General features: G+C 69.8%; 14 protein-coding genes and 2 tRNA genes. 7 read left to right on the forward strand and 9 right to left on the reverse strand.

What is annotated here, in order from left to right; all coding sequences use genetic code 11:
• Nucleotides 1–35: 35 nt before the first annotated feature.
• On the forward strand, nucleotides 36–893 hold the full coding sequence (locus VHD82_RS34300) for an SGNH/GDSL hydrolase family protein (RefSeq protein WP_325713298.1): 858 nt from the start codon (nucleotides 36–38) through the stop codon (nucleotides 891–893).
• Here VHD82_RS34300 and VHD82_RS34305 read toward each other — a convergent pair.
• The 3 genes from VHD82_RS34305 to VHD82_RS34315 are packed head-to-tail and all read right to left on the reverse strand — an operon-like array spanning nucleotide 890 to nucleotide 2729.
• Nucleotides 890–1819 (reverse strand): alpha/beta hydrolase family protein, encoded by a 930-nt coding sequence (locus VHD82_RS34305; RefSeq protein WP_325713300.1) that lies wholly within the window; start codon nucleotides 1817–1819, stop codon nucleotides 890–892. The two genes, VHD82_RS34300 and VHD82_RS34305, sit on opposite strands and share 4 nt — an antisense overlap.
• Nucleotides 1820–1878: 59 nt before the next feature.
• The gene (locus VHD82_RS34310) at nucleotides 1879–2280 is read right to left on the reverse strand and encodes a MaoC family dehydratase (protein WP_325713302.1); all 402 of its coding nucleotides are present in this window, start codon (nucleotides 2278–2280) and stop codon (nucleotides 1879–1881) included.
• Entirely contained in the window at nucleotides 2277–2729 is a 453-nt protein-coding gene (locus tag VHD82_RS34315; RefSeq protein ID WP_325713304.1) for a MaoC family dehydratase N-terminal domain-containing protein, read from the reverse strand. The genes VHD82_RS34310 and VHD82_RS34315 overlap by 4 nt, the downstream gene beginning before the upstream one ends.
• A gap of 218 nt (nucleotides 2730–2947) precedes the next feature.
• Here VHD82_RS34315 and VHD82_RS34320 point away from each other — a divergent pair, with 218 nt between their 5' ends.
• Complete coding sequence (locus tag VHD82_RS34320) at nucleotides 2948–4072, forward strand: cytochrome P450 (protein WP_325713306.1); 1125 nt, start codon at nucleotides 2948–2950, stop codon at nucleotides 4070–4072.
• A 48-nt stretch (nucleotides 4073–4120) separates the two neighbouring features.
• Here the strand turns inward: VHD82_RS34320 and rpmG are convergent, their stop codons facing one another.
• The 4 genes from rpmG to VHD82_RS34340 form a co-directional block, all read right to left on the reverse strand.
• Entirely contained in the window at nucleotides 4121–4285 is a 165-nt protein-coding gene (gene rpmG, locus VHD82_RS34325) for a 50S ribosomal protein L33 (RefSeq protein WP_144747596.1), read from the reverse strand.
• Between the two features lie 34 nt (nucleotides 4286–4319).
• A tRNA-Met gene (locus VHD82_RS34330) sits at nucleotides 4320–4392 on the reverse strand.
• 147 nt (nucleotides 4393–4539) lie between these two features.
• Nucleotides 4540–4612, reverse strand: a tRNA-Thr gene (locus VHD82_RS34335).
• 75 nt (nucleotides 4613–4687) lie between these two features.
• On the reverse strand, nucleotides 4688–7315 hold the full coding sequence (locus tag VHD82_RS34340) for a putative bifunctional diguanylate cyclase/phosphodiesterase (RefSeq protein WP_325713308.1): 2628 nt from the start codon (nucleotides 7313–7315) through the stop codon (nucleotides 4688–4690).
• A gap of 279 nt (nucleotides 7316–7594) precedes the next feature.
• Between VHD82_RS34340 and VHD82_RS34345 the strand changes: the two genes are divergently transcribed.
• Nucleotides 7595–8587, forward strand: a complete 993-nt coding sequence (locus VHD82_RS34345; RefSeq protein WP_325713311.1) for a GNAT family N-acetyltransferase — start codon at nucleotides 7595–7597, stop codon at nucleotides 8585–8587.
• Nucleotides 8588–8616: 29 nt separating this feature from the next.
• Nucleotides 8617–11022 (forward strand): endopeptidase La, encoded by a 2406-nt coding sequence (lon, locus tag VHD82_RS34350; protein WP_325713313.1) that lies wholly within the window; start codon nucleotides 8617–8619, stop codon nucleotides 11020–11022.
• 50 nt (nucleotides 11023–11072) lie between these two features.
• Here the strand turns inward: lon and VHD82_RS34355 are convergent, their stop codons facing one another.
• Complete coding sequence (locus VHD82_RS34355; RefSeq protein WP_325713315.1) at nucleotides 11073–12104, reverse strand: FecCD family ABC transporter permease; 1032 nt, start codon at nucleotides 12102–12104, stop codon at nucleotides 11073–11075.
• Complete coding sequence (locus tag VHD82_RS34360) at nucleotides 12101–13126, reverse strand: FecCD family ABC transporter permease (RefSeq protein ID WP_325713317.1); 1026 nt, start codon at nucleotides 13124–13126, stop codon at nucleotides 12101–12103. The genes VHD82_RS34355 and VHD82_RS34360 overlap by 4 nt, the downstream gene beginning before the upstream one ends.
• Nucleotides 13127–13207: 81 nt before the next feature.
• Here VHD82_RS34360 and VHD82_RS34365 point away from each other — a divergent pair, with 81 nt between their 5' ends.
• From VHD82_RS34365 to VHD82_RS34375, 3 genes are all read left to right on the forward strand, one after another.
• Nucleotides 13208–14674 (forward strand): ABC transporter ATP-binding protein, encoded by a 1467-nt coding sequence (locus tag VHD82_RS34365; RefSeq protein WP_325713319.1) that lies wholly within the window; start codon nucleotides 13208–13210, stop codon nucleotides 14672–14674.
• A complete protein-coding gene (locus VHD82_RS34370) occupies nucleotides 14671–16392 on the forward strand; it encodes an ABC transporter ATP-binding protein (protein ID WP_325713321.1) in 1722 nt (573 codons plus the stop codon). Before VHD82_RS34365 ends, VHD82_RS34370 begins: the two co-directional genes overlap by 4 nt.
• A gap of 126 nt (nucleotides 16393–16518) precedes the next feature.
• Nucleotides 16519–17532, forward strand: a complete 1014-nt coding sequence (locus VHD82_RS34375; RefSeq protein WP_325713323.1) for an ABC transporter substrate-binding protein — start codon at nucleotides 16519–16521, stop codon at nucleotides 17530–17532.
• Nucleotides 17533–17558 lie beyond the last annotated feature (26 nt).

The raw sequence follows: 17558 nt of genomic DNA on the forward strand, positions 1-17558 counted from the left end.
CGATCCGGAAGCTGTTCGCCGGCCTGATCCTCCTGGTGCTCGTCGCCGGGGGGATCGGGTTCGGCGTGTACCACTCGAAGCACGAGTCCTCGTCTTCGGCGCCGAGCGCGGCGGCCGCGCCCACGAGCGGACGCTATGTCGCGCTGGGCGACTCGTACACGTCGTCGCCGCGCACGGGGGCGCTCGTCGGCGCTCCCCCTGGTTGCGACCGTTCGGACAACAACTATCCGCGGCTCGTCGCCGCCCAGCTGCGGATGGCCGAGTTGGTCGACGCCAGTTGCAGCGGCGCCACCACCGCGAACATCACCGGCCCGCAGCAGACCGCGAACGGCGTGAACCCGCCGCAGCTCGATTCGCTCGACACGAACACCACGCTCGTGACGTTGGGCATCGGCGGGAACGACGTCGGGTTCATCGGGCTCGCCCACGACTGTCTGACCACTGATCCGGCTGTTTCGCCGTGCAAAGCGAGAATGGCTTCGGGCGGTCGCGACGAACTGGCCGCCCGGATCACCGCCACCACGCCGAAGATCGACCGCGTGCTGACCGACATCCAGGCGCACGCACCGAACGCACGGATCGTCGTGGTCGGCTATCCGGCGGCGCTGCCCGACGGCGGCGGCTGCTGGCCGTTCCTGCCGCTGGGCTCGGCCGATGTCGCCTACCTGCGCGCGGCCGCGGCGAAGTTCAACGACATGCTTGCGGCACAGGCGAAAGCACACAGCGCGCAGTACGCCGACACGGCGACACCGAGCAAGGGCCACGACATGTGCGCCAAGGCGGCGACGAAGTGGGTGGAGGACCTGGTGCCGTCCTCCCCCGCGCTTTCCTTGCACCCCAACGCGAACGGCCAGCGCGCGATGGCGGGCGTGGTCGCCGCGGCGGCCGGCTAAGCCGTCATCAGCGCGGGCAGTTCCTCCCGCAGGTCCCGTTGCCAGTACGGCGCGGTGTGCGTGCCGGGCCCGTAGTCTTCGTAGGTGTGCGGGATGCCGAGCGCGGTGAGGCGCTGGTGGAAAGACAGCGAAGCCGCGTGGATCCAGTACTCCGTCGGATCCGGCAGCGTCGGCCCGTCCAGTGGGCCGGGCTGCCCGTTTCCGGTGTAGACGGCCAGGTGCAGTCCGCGCAGGTTTGCCGCGAGGTACCAAGGGTTGTGCGCCTGCCAGCGGGCGTCGCTCAGCAGCCGCAGACCCCAGACCGCGGTCGGGATACGAAGATCCACCAGCGGGGAGGCCTCGACGGTCAGGGTGGCCGGAATGCTGTCGAGATCCACCGCGCCGGAGAAGCTGGCGGCCGCCACGAACACCCCAGGATGCCTTGCCGCATAACTCATCGCGCCGAACCCGCCCATCGACAGGCCGGCGATCACGCGCACCGAGTCGGTCCGGAAATGCGCGTCGACCCAGGGCACCAGCTGCTCGAGGTGGTAGGTCTCCCACTCCGGCGGGCCGCCGGCGCCGAAGTTGAACCAGTCGCTGTACCAGCCGCCCGCGCCGCCGTCGGGCATCACCACGATCACCGGGACGCCCGCGGTGATGCCCTGGGCGTCGCCTTCGCCGGTCCACCACGTGTAGTCGGACGTGCCGCCGTGCAACAAATACAGCACCCGGTAGCGCTCGTCGGGATGCTCGGCGTAACCGTCGGGCAGCAGTACGCGGAAGCTGGTTCCATCGCTGATCGCCGGTGTGGTGACGGTCAGCTCCAGCAGTCGCTCGTTCAACTGCTGCTCCGAGACGAGTTGCAACCCGCCCGGATCGGCGCGCGCGGGGACCGGCAGGAGCCAGGAAACGACGGCCACCACTACCAGAACGAGGCCGGTCATACACCGAGGGTAAGGAGCCGATCCCGGTGGCGACCGGGATCGTTCTCCACCCGTGACCGCTATCGGACGAGCGCGGTTGCCTTACCCAGCACCGTTTTTCCGTCGAACCTTGCCGTGATGTCGATCCGCGCGGTGCCGTCCTCGCGCACCTCACCGACCTTGCCGGTGAACTCGACGAGCGCGCCCTCTTCGCCGTCCGGCACCACGACGGGCCGGGTGAACCGAACGCCGTATTCGACGAGCCGGCCGGGGTCGCCGAGCCAGTCGGTGACGAGGCGGCCGCCGAGGGCCATGGTGAGCATCCCGTGCGCGATCACGTCGGGCAGGCCGACCTCTTTGGCGAACCGCTCGTTCCAGTGGATCGGGTTGAAGTCCAGCGAAGCGCCCGCGTACCGGACCAGCCTGTCCCTGGTGAGCCGGACTGGCAGCGGCGGCAGTTCCGCGCCGACGGTGAAGCTCATCGGGAACCTTCCCCTCGGACGACGAGCTGGGCGCGCGTGGTGCACACCGGTTCGCCTGCCTCGTCGGTGATGTCGGCGCGCACGGTCAGGAAGTCGTTGCCTGCACGGGCCATGATGTCCTCGACGTGGGTGGTCAGCCGCAGCCGGTCGCCGGCGTGCACCGGCCGGGTGTACCGGAAGCTCTGGTCCCCGTGCACCATCCGCGTGTAGTCGAGGCCGAGCTCGGGATCGTTCGCGATTGTGTTGATGGCCGCCAGGTTGATCACCGTAAGGAACGTCGGCGGCGCGATGACGTCGGGATGCCCGGCCGCGCGAGCCGCCTCGGGGTCGCGGTAGACCGGGTTGTCGTCGCCGATCGCCTCGGCGAACTCCCGGATCTTCTCCCGGCCGACTTCGTACGTGCTGGTGGGCGGGTACGTCCGCCCGATGAACGACTGGTCCAATGCCACGCACCGAGACTACCCAGCAAGCGTGGCCGAGCCGGTGGACGGGTGACGCGACTGGTCTGACCGTGCGAACGCGGGCACGGCGCGTGACGCCCGTTTCCTGCTGTCGACCGCCGTCGCGTCCATGTGAATGAAACAGCTGTACCACGCAGTGCAACGCCGTCAATATTGAATTCATGCACAGCACCGTCAGGTCCGCAGCGGACCTATTTTCACCGGAGGTGGCCGAGGAGCCTTACGGGTACTACCGAGAGCTTCGCGACGCCGGCCCCGCCGTATACCTGGAAAAATTGGACGCCTACGCACTCAGCCGCTACGAGGACGTTCGCGCGGCATTGAAAGACTGGCACACCTTCGGTTCCGCCGAGGGCACCGCCTTCAATCCCGCGATGAACGAGAACGTCCAGGGCGTGATCCTGACCGCCGAGCCGCCGGAACACGGGGCGCTGCGGGCGGCGCTGATGGAACGGCTGAGACTCAGCACGGTCCGCGATCTCGCCGACTGGGTACAGCAGCGGGCGGACGAGTTCGTCGCGCCGCTCGTGGAACTCGGCAGTTTCGATGTGGCGACCGAACTCGCCAGGCCGTTCCCGTCCACCGTGGTCGGTGAGCTGATCGGGTTGAAGCCCGAGATGACCGAGAAGTTCGTGATCGGGAGCGACGCGGTGTTCGCCGCGATGGGCCCGATGAACGAGCGCACCAGACGCGGGCTGGGCATCGTGGGCGAGGTGCTGGAGACGATCGCGGGGCTGACCAAGGACGACCTGGAACCCGGCAGCATGGGTGCGGCACTGTACGAGGCCGCCGCACGCGGGGAGATCCCGCCGGATCACGTGGTCAAGCTGTTGTGGAACTACGCGGGGCCGGCCTTCGACACCACGATCCACGCGATCAGCAACCTCATCTGGGCGCTGGCACGGAATCCCGAGCAGTTGTCCCTGCTGCACGAGGATCCGTCGCTGGTGCCGGCCGCGGTCGACGAAGGGCTCCGGTACGAGGCGCCGATCCAGATCTGGGGCCGGTTCTGCCGCAAGGACGTCACTTTCGGCGAAACGGTGCTGCCCGCGAACTCGCGGGTGGCGATCCTGTTCGGCGCGGCCAACCGGGACGAGCGGCACTATCCGGATCCGGACACGTTCGACATCCGCCGGAACGCGCGGGACATGCTCAGCTTCGGCTACGGCCTGCACCGCTGTACCGGAGCGCCGTTGGCGCAGCTGGAGATCGAGGCGGTGGCGCGCGCGTTCGTGGCCAGGGTCAGGGAAATCGAAATCCTGGACAGCCGGCGTCACCTGAATCACACCGTGCGCGGGTTCCAGTGCCTGCGGATCGGGGTGCACACGTGAAGAAGCCGCCCCGGTCTCCGGGGCGGCTCTTCGCGAAGCTGCTGAGGCTTAGCGGGTTTCCTTGTGCGTCCGGTGCGTACCGCAGTTCGGGCAGAACTTCTTCATCTCCAGGCGGTCCGGGTCGTTACGCCGGTTCTTCCTGGTGATGTAGTTGCGGTGCTTGCACTCCTCGCACGCCAGCGTGATCTTCGGTCGCACGTCGGTGGCAGCCACGGCTACGCCTTTCTCTACAAAACTCGAATCCCGGTAGCGGTGGCCGGACTTGAACCGGCGACACAGCGATTATGAGCCGCTTGCTCTGCCAACTGAGCTACACCGCCCTGTACCGATCCCAATCCTACCGGACCACCGTTGGGGGTCCAGGGGGCTTGCCCCCTGGCGGGGGCCTGGGGGCTCGGCCCCCAGAGGACACCTGCGAAGCGAGCCGAGCCCGCAGCTTGGCTGCGGGCAGACTACGCATACTCGCGAGCCCCTTTACGGAATCGAACCGTAGACCTTCTCCTTACCATGGAGACGCTCTGCCGACTGAGCTAAAGGGGCGGGATCAACGCCTTGATGTTGAAGCCTCGAAGAGATTACCCAACGGCCTCCCGGGCTCGCGCACCGGGGGGTCGGTTAGGTCAGCAGGGTCAGCACCGTCTCGGTCTGCCTGCTGGACGACCTCGCCGTCCGGGCCTGCAGCCAGGCCTCGAGCCTGTCCTCGGGCAGCGGGCGGGAGATCAGGTAGCCCTGCGCCACGTCGCAGCCCATCGCCTCGAGCTGGTCGCGCGCGATGTCCTCCTCGACGCCCTCGGCCACCACCGTGAGGCCCAGCGAGTGGCCCAGTTCGACGATGGAACGCACCACGGCCAGGTCGCCGAGGTCGGTGCCCATGCCGAGGACGAAGCTCTTGTCGATCTTCACCTCGTCCACCGGGAGCTGGCGCAGGTACGCCAGCGACGAGTAGCCGGTGCCGAAGTCGTCGACCGCGAGCACGATGCCCAGCGCGTGCAGCTCGCGCAGGATCGGGAGGGCCTTCTGCGGGTCGGCCATCACCCCGGACTCGGTGAGCTCGAAGGTGAGCAGTTCCGGCGGGACGTCGAACCTGCGCAGCGCCTCGACGACCTTCGCGGGGAAGTCGGTGTCGGCGAGGTTACGCACGGACAGGTTCACCGCCGCGGATATCCGCAGCCCCTCGTCCATCCACTTGCGCACCCGGATCAGCGACTGTTCCAGCACGAACCCGGTGAGCACCCCGATCAGCCCGGCCGCCTCGACCGCCGGCACGAACTCGTCCGGGTCGAGCCTGCCGAACTCCGGGTGCTGCCAGCGCACCAGCGCCTCGACGCCCAGTACGCGTTTGCTTGGCAGCGAGATCTTGGGCTGGTAGTGCACGCTGATCTGGCCCTCTTCCAGCGCCTGCCGGAACTGGGTGACCATCTGGAACCGGCGCAGGAAGATCTGGCCCATGCTGGGCACGTAACCACGGACCTCTTCGCCGCCCCGGGTGGCGCGCACGGCGACATCGGCCCGCTGCAGCAGCCCGTCGACGTCCATCTCCTCACCGCTGCCTTCGGCGGCCGGCGTGGCGTAGCCGACCATCGCGTTCGCCTCGACCGTCAGCCTGTCGACCGGGTACGGGGCGGAGAGCTGGGCCCGCAGACGCTCGGCGACGTCGTGGATCTCCGACTGCTGGCAGTCGACGAGCAGCGCCGCGAAGGAGGCGCCCTCCAGCCGCGCCAGTGGCACGTCGGGGCCGAGCGCATCGCGGATCCGGCGGCCGGCGGCGATCACCATGCGGTCCGCCCAGGTGTAGCCCAGCGCGTCGCTGACCGTGGAAAACACGTCGAGATCCACGCGGACGACGGCGGCGTCCATCCGGTCGCGCAAGGGTTCGCGGGCGACCTGCCGAAAGCCGGGCCGGTTGAGCAGGCCGGTCAGCGGATCGTGGTAAGCGTCGTGCCGGAGCGTGGCGAGCAGGCGGCGGTTGTCCAGCGAGGTGGCCAGGTGGCTGGCCATGGTGCCGAGCAGCTGGATGTCGTACTTGCCGAACCCGCGCCAGCGGGACAGCCTGTCGTGCGCCTCGACCACACCGAGCAGCTGGTTCGCGCTGCGCAGCGGGACGACCAGCGCCTCCTGCACTCCCCTGTCCGCCAGCGCGGCGGCCACGTCGGGGTTGGCCTCGGTGATCCGGAAATGCCGGACGTGCGCGCCGGGCAGCCGGACGAGCGCGTCCTCGGAGTTCAGGTCCGCACCCGGCAGCGGCTCCCCGGCGACGACGGTGCGCATCTGCGCGGTCGGCTCCAGGCGTAGCCGCAGCACGACCCTGGCGGCGGCCAGCTGGTCCTTGATCCGCTCGGCGATGGTGGCCCATTCGCTGACGTCGACTCCACCGACGAGGTCGTCGACGCGGCTGGCCGGACGCGCCGCGGCCTGCTGGCCGGACCGGGCGACCATCAGGCTGACGTCGGAAAGCGCTTCCATGTCCCGCTGTTCGCGGAGCAGATCCGAATATGCCCAGTACAGCGCGGAAAGTCCGAGGAAGACGGCGACCACGAGCGGCCAGGCGTTCGCGGTGCCGGCGATGACGAGGTACCCGCTGAGGCCGACCGAAGCGTTGACGAAGCCGACGACCAGGATCCGGCCGGTGAGCCGCAGCGCGGTGCCGATCCGCATCCGGCGGCGCAGCACGCGGACCGCGGCCAGCGCCAGCAGCGTGCTGGCCAGCGGCGCGGTCAGGGTGCCGGCGAGCGCGGCGGGCCACGTCATGTCGGTGGCGCCCATGATCCGCTGCACCAGGCCCGCGACGGCGAACGCGCTGGTGATCTCCAGCAGGAACGCGCCGGCGTTGTACAGGACGCGGCCGGAGACCCGGCGGACGAGCAGCGTGCTGATCCCGGCGACGAGGTGCGCGACGAGCACGACCTCGAACGGGGCGACGAAGAAGCCGATGACCAGTGGGATCTCGGTGAAGGAGATGGTCCAGGAGATGCCGCTGCGGACGTCGACGTTGATCCCGAGCTGTTCGGCGAGCAGGAAGGACAGCGCGAGCACGGGGCCGATCCACCAGAGGCTGGCGTGGCCCTCGAAGGGCAGCCAGCAGGAGACGGCGGCTGCGGTCAGCAGCCCGAAGGTGAGCACCACGAGCGTGTAGCGCCGGAACCGTCGTTCGTCGCCACGCGGCTCGGCCGGCTTCGACGTACCGTCGACCAACTCGGCGGTGACCGGAACGGGAGTTTCCGGCGTGCCTTTGGTGCCCGGCATGCGACCTCCTTTCCCCCATCGCCCCAGTGCGCCTGACCCAGCCATCCGGACCGGGTGACGTTGATCTCCTGGCCGAATGGGGTGTCACTGTACCCCGGTGGGCGTACTTCGGCCTCTTTCCGTGTGCCATGAGATCAGCTGATAGTTAACAATGCGCCAACTACGCAGAGCTGCCGTGGCGACCGGGTGAAACTAGAGCCCTTTTCGCGTTTTTCCTGGTCGCTGGGGGTAATCGACCCCTGAATGTCCCGGCTCCCGTGATTGGTCTTCAATACGCGCATGAATACGGAGGCGATCGCGACGGAGCACGCCACCAGGTTGAGCAGCGTCGACCCTTTGCTGCCGCATTCGGACCCGCTGGCGGGTCCCGATGCGGCGCACGAGGATTTCCGCGTCATAATCGGGGATTCCGGCGCGCTGGGGTTCGCGGTGCGGTCCGAGGTCGATCGGAACTCGGGTGACTCTCTGTGGCGGGCACTCGTGGAACACCGCCTCTTGCTGCGGTTCGCGGGGCCACAGCCCGGTGAATGTCTGGCCGAAATTCTCAGGCAATGGGACGAATATCTCACCGACACGGTGCGCGCAGGCGATTGGGACGCCGCGGCGGTGGTACCGCGGCCCAGCCGGGACCCCGCCGGATCGGCCGAACTGCTGCGCCATGGCTTCGCCCCGGTGCGAGTGCTCGCGGTGCGCCCGGCGGACCGGCTCGCCGCGGCGGGACCGCCCGCCGAGCCCGGTGTCCGGATCCGTCCCGCCGAGCCGGGCGACCTCGCTACCGCCGTCGGCCTGTACGCCGAGCTGCAGCGCTACGACGCGGAGTTCGGCAGCGTCACGCTCAGGGCGAACGCAACGGAACTACTCACCGCCGGGATGGCCCGTGAGCTGGACCGGCACGAGCCGACGATCTGGATCGCCGAGCTGTACGGCAGGCCACTCGGGCTGCTGCAGATCCAGTACCCGGCGGACACGGGCTGGATCACTCCTTATGTCTCTGCCGAACGGGTCGGCTACCTCTCTTCGTTGCACGTCGCGGAGGCCGCCCGGTCCTCCGGCGTCGGCAGCGCGCTGGCCGCGCACGCACACCAGCTCTTCGACGAGTCGGGGGTCGACGCGGTGCTGCTGCACCATGCGCTGGCCAACCCGACGTCCACCCCGTTCTGGTACGGGCAGGGTTACCGGCCCCTCTGGACGTACTGGCACCGGCGTCCGGCCGTGCTCGCTCACAGCGAACGAGCTGCGGAAACAAACTCGCTCCGGAAAAGGTTGAGCTGAGCAGACTCAACTTAGTGAGGAGCACACCGATGACCGAAACGAGGCTCCTGCCCCTGCTGCCGGTGGACGAGGACGTCGTGCTGCCCGGCATGATCGTCCCGCTGGAGCTCGACGACGCCGAGACGCGTGCCGCAGTGGAATCCGCGCAGGCGAAAGCGCCGAGCACCGGGTCGTTCCCCGGTATCCGCTCGCTGCCTGCCACCAAGGCCGAGGTCCTGATCGTGCCGCGCGTGCACGGCGAATACGCCGAGCTGGGCACCGTCGCCACCGTCGAGCGGGTCGGCCGGATCCCCGGCGGCAAGTCGGCCGCGCTGCTGCGCGGCACCGGCCGGGCGCGCGTCGGCGAGACCGGCGAAGGCCCGGGCGCGGCGCGCTGGGTGCAGGCCGAGAACGTCTCCGAAACCGTCGACGAGCGCGCCCGCACGCTCGCGGCCGAGTACAAGACAGTCGTGATCTCGATCCTGCAGCAGCGCGGCGGCTGGCAGATGACCGACGCGGTGCAGCAGCTCGACGACCCGTCCGCGATAGCGGACCTCGCCGGCAACGCGCCGTACCTGAACACCGAACAGAAGCTCGAACTGCTGCGCACGCTCGACGTCGCGGCCCGGCTGGAGCGCGCGCTGGAGTGGAGCCGCGAGTACCTGGCCGAGCTGGAGGTCACCGACACGATCCGCAAGGACGTGGCCGAGGGCATGGAGAAGCAGCAGAAGGAGTTCCTGCTGCGCCGCCAGCTGGAGGCGATCCGCAAGGAGCTCGGCGAGCTGGACGGCGGCTCCGACGAGGACGACGACTACCGCGCCCGCGTCGAGAAGGCCGACCTGCCCGAGCACGTGCGCAAGGCCGCACTGTCCGAAGTGGACAAACTGGAGCGGACCTCGGACCAGTCCCCCGAGGGCGGTTGGATCCGCACCTGGCTGGACACCGTGCTGGAGCTGCCGTGGCAGATCCGCACCGAGGACGTGCACGACATCGCGGGCGCGCGGGCGGTGCTGGACGCCGACCACGCCGGCCTGGACGACGTGAAGGAACGGATCATCGAGTACCTGGCGGTGCGCAACCGGCGTGCCGAGGCGGGGCTGGGCCAGATCGGCGGGCGGCGCTCCGGCGCGGTGCTCGCGCTGGTCGGTCCGCCGGGTGTCGGCAAGACGTCGCTCGGTGAGTCGGTCGCGAAGGCGATGGGCCGCAAGTTCGTTCGCGTCGCGCTCGGCGGCGTGCGGGACGAGGCCGAGATCCGCGGGCACCGGCGTACCTACGTCGGCGCGATGGCGGGCCGGATCGTGCGCGCTATCTCCGAAGCCGGGTCGATGAACCCGGTGGTGCTGCTCGACGAGGTGGACAAGGTGGGCGCCGACTACCGCGGCGACCCGACCGCGGCGCTGCTCGAGGTGCTGGACCCGGAGCAGAACCACACCTTCCGGGACCACTATCTGGAGGTCGAGCTGGACCTGTCGGACGTGGTGTTCCTGGCCACGGCGAACGCGCTGGAAACCATCCCCGGTCCGCTGCTGGATCGGATGGAGCTGGTCACCCTCGACGGCTACACCGAGCGCGAGAAGGTGATCATCGGGCGTGACCACCTACTGCCGCGTGAGCTGGAGCGGGCGGGCCTGGCGGCGGGCGACGTGACGTTCACCGACGCCGCGCTGAGCCGGATCGCCGCGGAGTACACCCGCGAAGCCGGGGTGCGGAACGCGAACCGGACGCTGGCGAAGGTGCTGCGCAAGATCGCGACCAGGGTGGCACTGGACGAGGCGACGCTGCCGCTGACGGTGGACGCCGCCGACCTCGAGGACTACCTCGGGCGGCCGCGGCACCTGCCGGAGTCCTCACTGCCCGCCTCGACTCAGCGCACCTCGATCCCCGGGGTGGCGACGGGGCTGGCGGTGACCGGCGCCGGTGGTGACGTCCTTTATATAGAGGCGTCGCTGGCGGACGCGGAGTCCGGCGCGACCGGGCTGACGCTGACCGGCCAGCTGGGCGACGTGATGAAGGAGTCGGCGCAGATCGCGCTGTCGTACCTGCGTTCCCACGGCGCGGAGCTGGAGCTACCGGTCGGTGACCTCAAGCAGCGCGGCATCCACGTGCACGTGCCCGCCGGTGCGGTGCCGAAGGACGGGCCGTCGGCCGGGATCACGATGACCACGGCGCTGGCGTCGCTGCTGTCCGGCCGGGTCGTCCGGTCCGACGTGGCGATGACCGGTGAGGTGTCGCTGACCGGGCGGGTGCTGCCGATCGGCGGGGTGAAGCAGAAGCTGCTCGCCGCGCACCGGGCCGGGATGAAGACGATCATCATCCCGCAGCGCAACGAGCCCGACCTCGACGACGTCCCCGCCGACGTGCTCGCGGAGCTGGACGTGCACCCGGTGTCGAACGTGCGTGACGTGCTGGAGCTGGCGCTGGCGCCTGCTTCGTCGCCGGTCGCGACGGCTGCCTGACAAGCGAAAGTGCGGGGTCCCGTGTCATACGGGGCCCCGCATTGCTGTGCTCAGGAGATTTTTTTCCGCCACTGCATGGCGAGCAGATACGCGAGATACAGCCCACCGACCGCGCCCGTGACCACGCCGACCGGGAGCTTGGACGAGAACACGCGCTGCACGAGGAAATCGCTGGCCAATAACAGAAAGGCCCCGGTCAGCGCGGACGTGACGAGCGGTGGCGAAGCGGCGCCGGCGAGCCTGCGGGCGATCTGCGGCGCGGCGAGCGCGAGGAACGTGATGGGCCCGGCGACGGCGGTTGCGAACGACGACAGCGCAACGCAGACCGCGAGCAGGATCAGCCGGGTGCGTTCGGTGTGCACGCCAAGCGCCCGCGCCTTGTCGTCGCCCAGTTCCAGCAACGCGAGCCGCCGTCCTTGCGACAGCGCGATCGGCACCAGCACCACGACCGCGATGCCGATGATCGTGACCTGCGACCAGTCCCGGTTGTTGAGCCCGCCGACGCGCCAGAGCTGCGCGGCCAGCGCGTCCTGCAGGGAGGCGCGGGTGATCAGGTACGAGTTGAGCGCGATCAGCATCGCGCCGATCCCGATGCCCATCAGGATCAGCCGCAGCCCCTGTACCCCGCCGCGATATGCCAGTAGGTACAACAGGATCGCGGTGCCCACGCCGCCGACGAGCGCGCCGACGGACACCGCGAACATGCTGCCGTCCAGCACGAGGATCACGAAGAACGCCCCGACCGCGGAGCCCTGCGTGAAGCCGACGACGTCCGGGCTGCCGAGTGCGTTGCCGGACACGCTCTGCAGCACCGCGCCGCTCACCGCGAGCGCCATGCCCACCAGCAACGCGGTAAGCAGCCGGGGCAACCGTAGTTCCGTGACGATGTAGTCGGCGCCCGGCGGACCCTGCCCGACCAGCGTCGCGAGCACGTCCGGGATCGAGAGCGGGTAGTCGCCGGTGGTCAGCGCGATCACGCCGAGCACGAGGATCGCGACGAAGATCGCCAGGCCCACAAGCACCGCGCGCCGATGGAAGCGCAGGGAGACCCGGCCCTGCGGGGTGCGCAGTACGGCGGTCACAGCCTCGCCAGCTTCCGCCGACGGCACAGCAGCACGAACACGGGCGCACCGAGGAACGCGGTGACGATGCCGACCTCGACCTCCTGCACCCCGCCGACCACGCGGCCGAGCATGTCCGCGGCCAGCAGCAGAATCGGCGACAGCACCATCGAATACGGCAGCACCCAGCGCTGGTCGGGACCGGTGAAAAGCCTTGCGGCATAAGGAACCGCGAGACCGACGAACGCGATCGGCCCGGCCGCGGCGGTGGCCGAACCACACAGCAGGGCCACCGCGACCGCGACCAGCGCCCGCGTGCGGCCGACGCGCGCGCCGAGCGCCTGCCCGGCCTGGTCTCCCAGCGCCAGCGCGTTCAGCGCCCGCGCCTGGGACAGTGCGAGCAGCAACCCGACGATGATGAACGGGGAGACCTGGGCGACCACGTCCATCCGGCGGGAGGCGAGCGAACCCACGTCCCAGAACCGGAACTCGTCGAAGGTGTCCGGGTTGAGCAGCAGCACGCCCTGGATGAACGCGTACAGCACGGCGGTTATCGCGGCGCCGGCGAGCACGAGCCGTTCCGGGGTCGCGCTGCCGCGGCCGGCCGTGCCGAGGCTGTAGACGAGGAACGACGCGATGCCGGCGCCGGCGAGCGCGAACCAGAGGTAACCGGTGAGCGAGTGGATGCCGAGGAACGAGATCGCGACCACCACGGCGGCCGACGAGCCCATGTTGATGCCGAGCAGTCCGGGGTCGGCGAGGGGGTTGCGGGTGAGCGCCTGCATCAGCGCTCCGCCGACGCCGAGCGCGGCACCGGCGAGCAGCCCGAGCAGCGTGCGCGGGATGCGGAGGTCGTGGATGATCACGGCTTCGGGCGAGCCGTCGTTGTGCCAGAGCAGGTCCCAGGTGGCGGTGAACGGGATGCCCTTGGCGCCGACCCACAGACTGGCCAGACACGCGAAGGCGAGCACGCACACGGCGATGACCAGGCCCAACGCCCGTGACGAGCGTCGCGCGACGGGCTGCTCGGTACTCACGGTCACGGACTTAGACTAGCCTTACCTAGGTCCTGGTGGACGAGCGGCGTCTCTCTCCGGGCCGTGGCCGGAAGAGAGGCGGGCGCCGTGGCGGACCAGGCTCGCGGCGTGCTTCGGCGGGCCGTTCAGCGTAGGAAGATCGCGCCGGCGGCGCTGCTCGCGGTCGGGCACCAGGGCGGCGAAGCGCTCGTCCCGGTGGTCATCGGAGTGGTGATCGACCAAGCGGTTTCAGCGCATTCGGTCACCCGTCTGCTGTGGTGGCTGGGGGCACTCGCGGTGCTCTTCGCGGTCCTTTCGACTTGTTACCGCTTCGCCGCGCGGATCGCCGAGCGCGCTGCCGAGATGTCGGCGCACGAATTGCGGCTGGATGTGACCCGGCGGGTGGTCGGCCCGGAAGGCAGCGCACGGCTGCCGGGTGAACTGGTGAACGTCGCGACCAGTGACGCGCAACGGGTCGGCGCGCTCAACGTCGCGTTGCCGTTCGGGATCGCCGGTCTGGCCGGGCTGATCGTATCGGCGGTGGCGCTGCTGCGGATGTCGATTCCGTTGGGGCTGCTGGTGTTGCTCGGCACCCCGCCCCTGTTGTGGCTGGCGCATCTGATCGGCAAGCCGCTGGAGCGCCGGAGCGAGGTCGAGCAGGACCGGGCCGCGCAGGCGTCGGGGCTGGCGGCGGACCTGGTCAGCGGGCTGCGGGTGATCAAGGGCATCGGCGCGGAGGCGGCCGCGGTGGCGCGGTACCGGCGGACGAGCCAGGCGAGCCTGGGCGCAACGCTGCGGGCGGCGCGCGCCGAAGCCGGGCACGACGGCGCGATCCTCGCGCTGACCGGCGCGTTCATCGCGGTGGTCGCCTTGGTCGGGGCCGGACTCGCGGTGGACGGGCGGATCACCGTCGGCGAGCTGGTCGCGGCGGTCGGGCTGGCCCAGTTCCTCATCACCCCGTTCCAGATCTTCGGGTGGGTGAACGGTCAGCTCGCCCAGGGTCGCGCGTCCGCGGCGCGGATCGCCGAGGTACTGACCGAGCCGTCGGCGAACTCGACCCAGCCGTCCACTGTGGACATCGTCGACGGGGAGCTGCTGGGGATCGCGACCACGGAGGCCGACGAGCTGCTGGCCGGGCTGGTGCACCGGCCGGACGTGCTCGTCGCCCCGCACGACGCCGATCTGTTCACCGGCACCGTGGCGGAGAACATCGGCGGCGACGTCGAACGCGCGATGGCGGCCGCCGCCGTGGACGTGCCTGCCGACGAGCAGCTCGCCGAGGGTGGCAAGTCCCTTTCCGGCGGGCAACGGCAGCGGGTCGCGCTGGCACGGGCGCTCGCCGCGGACGCGCCGGTGCTCGTGCTGCACGAGCCGACCACTGCGGTGGACCCGGTGACGGAGGCGAGGATCGCGGCCGGGATCGCCGAACATCGGCGCGGCCGCAGCACGATCCTGATCACCACGAGCCCGGCACTGCTGTCGGTGACCGACCGGGTGCGCTTCGCCGATGTCGCGGGCACGCATGCGGAACTGCTGCGGGACAACGACTCCTACCGGGAGACGGTGCTCTCGTGACCGAACTGCTCCCCACCGCGACGAGACTCCGCGGCACGCTCGCCGAGCTCGTCCGCCCGCACCGCGTCCTGGCCTTCGGCGCCTTCGCGGTGTTGCTGGGCGCGACGGCCACCGGGCTGGCCACCGCTCCCCTGCTCGGTCACATCGTCGATCTCGTGGTGGCGCACGGCTCGGTCGCCGTGCCGGTGGTGCTGCTGGTGATCGTGGCCGTGGCCCGCGGCGCGCTGCAGGCCGCCGGGCAAACGCTGGTCGCCAGAGTCGGCGAAAGTATGCTGGCGACGCTGCGCGAGCAGTTCGTGTCCCGCGCGCTCGGGCTACCACTGTCCACAGTGGAGAAAGCCGGGGCCGGGGATCTCACCGCGCGGGTCACCGGCGACGTCTCCGTGATCGCCAAAGCCGTTCGGGAAGGGCTGCCCGAGCTGGGCGGTTCGGCGCTGACCATCGTGCTCACTTTCGGCGGGCTGGCACTGCTGGACTGGCGTTTCCTGCTCGCCGCGCTACTCGCGGCGCCCATCCAGCTGTACACGGTGCGCTGGTATGGCCGGCGTGCCGTGCCTGTCTACGCCGAGCAGCGGGTCGCGGTCGGCGCGCAACAACAGCAGCTGCTCGACACCATCGGCGGCGCGCGCACCGTGCGGGCGTTCGGGCTGGCCGACCGGCAGCTGCGGCAGGTGACCGAACGGTCGGTTTCGGCGATTTCGCTCACCCTGCGCGGGATCGGACTGATCACGCGTTTCTTCGCGCGGCTGAACCTCGCCGAGTTCGTCGGGCTGGCCGCGATGCTCGCGATGGGTTTCCTGCTCGTGGAGAACGGCAGCGTGTCGGTGGGCACCGCAACGGCGGCGGCGCTGTACTTCCACAGCCTGTTCACCCCGATCAACAGCGCACTCGCGCTGATCGACGACGCGCAGCAGGCGGCGGCGAGCCTCGCGAGACTGGTCGGGGTGGCCGAACTGCGCCCGCCCGACGAGGGCACCGCGGTTCCGCTGGACGGTTCGATCAAGGTCGCCGGGGTGCATCACGCCTACGTCGCCGGCACCCCGGTGCTGCGGGACGTGGAACTCAGCGTGCAGCCGGGCGAGCGGGTCGCGCTGGTCGGCGCGAGCGGGGCCGGGAAGACCACGCTGGCCAGGCTGATCGCCGGGGTGCACCGGCCGTCGATGGGCGCGATCCTGGTCGGCGGGATGCCGCTGGCGGAGCTGGACCGGCGTTCGGTCGCGCTGGTCAGCCAGGAGGTGCACGTGTTCGCCGGGCGGCTGTCCGACGATCTGCGGCTGGCTCGCCCAGAGGCCACCGACGACGAGCTGCGGGAAGCACTGGCCACGGTGAACGCCTTGACGTGGGCGGAGAAACTGCCGTCCGGCCTGTCCACTGTGGTCGGTGATGGCGGGCACCGGCTGACCGCCGCGCAGTCCCAGCAGCTCGCGCTGGCGCGGCTGGTGCTGGCCGATCCGCCGGTCGCGATCCTGGACGAGGCGACCGCCGAGGCCGGCAGCGCGGGGGCGAAGGCACTGGAGGCCGCCGCCGATGCGGCGCTGGCCGGGCGGACGGCGCTGATCATCGCGCACCGGCTGACCCAGGCCGCGCAGGCCGATCGCGTCGTGGTGCTGGAGGACGGCCGGATCGTCGAGTCCGGCACGCATGCCGAACTTGCTACGAACGGCGGCCGTTACGCGCAGTTGTGGTCCGCGTGGGCGCAGTCACGTGACGAAACGTGACTTGACCAGAAATGTTGGATAGGCAAACCTAACATCAGCGGTCCGGCATACGGCCCGGGTCGAGAGGTCAACGGGCGAACCCCTTGCCGGTCAAGGATTTTTCGCGAGTTCGAAAAGGAAGTGGTCATGAGTCGGAGCAAGTTGGGGCGCGGGATGCTCGTGGCGGTCGCCGCGGGTGCGCTCGCACTCGGTCTGGTGGCGTGCGGGGACGTGCAGGACTCGTCCTCGGGATCCGCCGCGTCGGCGACGCCTGCCGCGGACGCGAACGCGTTCCCGGTGTCCATCACGCACAAGTTCGGCACCACCAAGATCGACAAGGCCCCGTCGCGGGTGGTCGTCATCGGCTCCGCCAGTGACGACCTCGACGCCGCGCTCGCACTCGGCGTCACTCCCGTCGCCTACTTCGACAAGAGCGGCCTCGGCGCGCTGCCCACCTACCTGGACGGCAAGGTCGACACCACCAAGACCAAGTACGTCGACGCGACCAACGGGGTGAACGCCGAGGAGGTCGGCGCGCTGGCCCCGGACCTGATCCTCGCCACCTCCGACTACGGCCTCGACCAGGAGTACGCCAACCTGTCGAAGATCGCGCCGACCATCGGCTACAACGACACCTGGGGCGCCGAGACCTGGCAGGAACACGTCCAGGTCGCGGCGAAGGCACTGGGCAAGACCGCCGAGGCGCAGCGGATCATCGACACCACACAGGCCACGATCGACAAGACGAAGGCCGACTACCCGAAGGCCGCGGGCAAGACCTTCACCGCCTCGGTGGGCAACTCGCCTGGCAAGGTCTTCACCCTGGTGTCGCAGCAGGATTTCGCTGTGCAGCTGATCCAGTCACTGGGCCTGAAGCTGAGCCCGGAAGTGGCCGGCCTCGGCCAGAACGACTCGGGCAGCCCGACCGGTTCGCTGAGCCCGGAGCAGTACGACAAGCTGTCCGCCGACCTGGTGGTCATCGCTTTCACCTCGACCGACCTGCAGCAGGCGTTCGAGAGCAATCAGCTGGTGGCGAAGGTGAAGTCGGGCAACTACCTGGTGGTCGACATGCAGACCATCTCGGCGCTGCGCTACCCGACGGTCTACAGCATCCCGTTCGTGATGGACAAGCTGAAGCCGGCGCTGGCCAAGCTTTCCTGACCTGACAACGAAAAGCAGGCCCCGCC

This window comes from Amycolatopsis sp., assembly GCF_035546795.1.
GTDB lineage: Bacteria > Actinomycetota > Actinomycetes > Mycobacteriales > Pseudonocardiaceae > Amycolatopsis_E.

Excerpts from the sequence above, each read along its gene's own strand:
- VHD82_RS34305 (WP_325713300.1), bottom strand. The coding sequence starts at position 1,819 with ATGACCGGCCTCGTTCTGGTAGTGGTGGCCGTCGTTTCCTGGCTCCTG.
- VHD82_RS34310 (WP_325713302.1), bottom strand. The coding sequence starts at position 2,280 with ATGAGCTTCACCGTCGGCGCGGAACTGCCGCCGCTGCCAGTCCGGCTC.
- VHD82_RS34340 (WP_325713308.1), bottom strand. The coding sequence starts at position 7,315 with ATGCCGGGCACCAAAGGCACGCCGGAAACTCCCGTTCCGGTCACCGCC.
- VHD82_RS34345 (WP_325713311.1), top strand. The coding sequence starts at position 7,595 with ATGAATACGGAGGCGATCGCGACGGAGCACGCCACCAGGTTGAGCAGC.
- lon (WP_325713313.1), top strand. The coding sequence starts at position 8,617 with ATGACCGAAACGAGGCTCCTGCCCCTGCTGCCGGTGGACGAGGACGTC.
- VHD82_RS34375 (WP_325713323.1), top strand. The coding sequence starts at position 16,519 with ATGAGTCGGAGCAAGTTGGGGCGCGGGATGCTCGTGGCGGTCGCCGCG.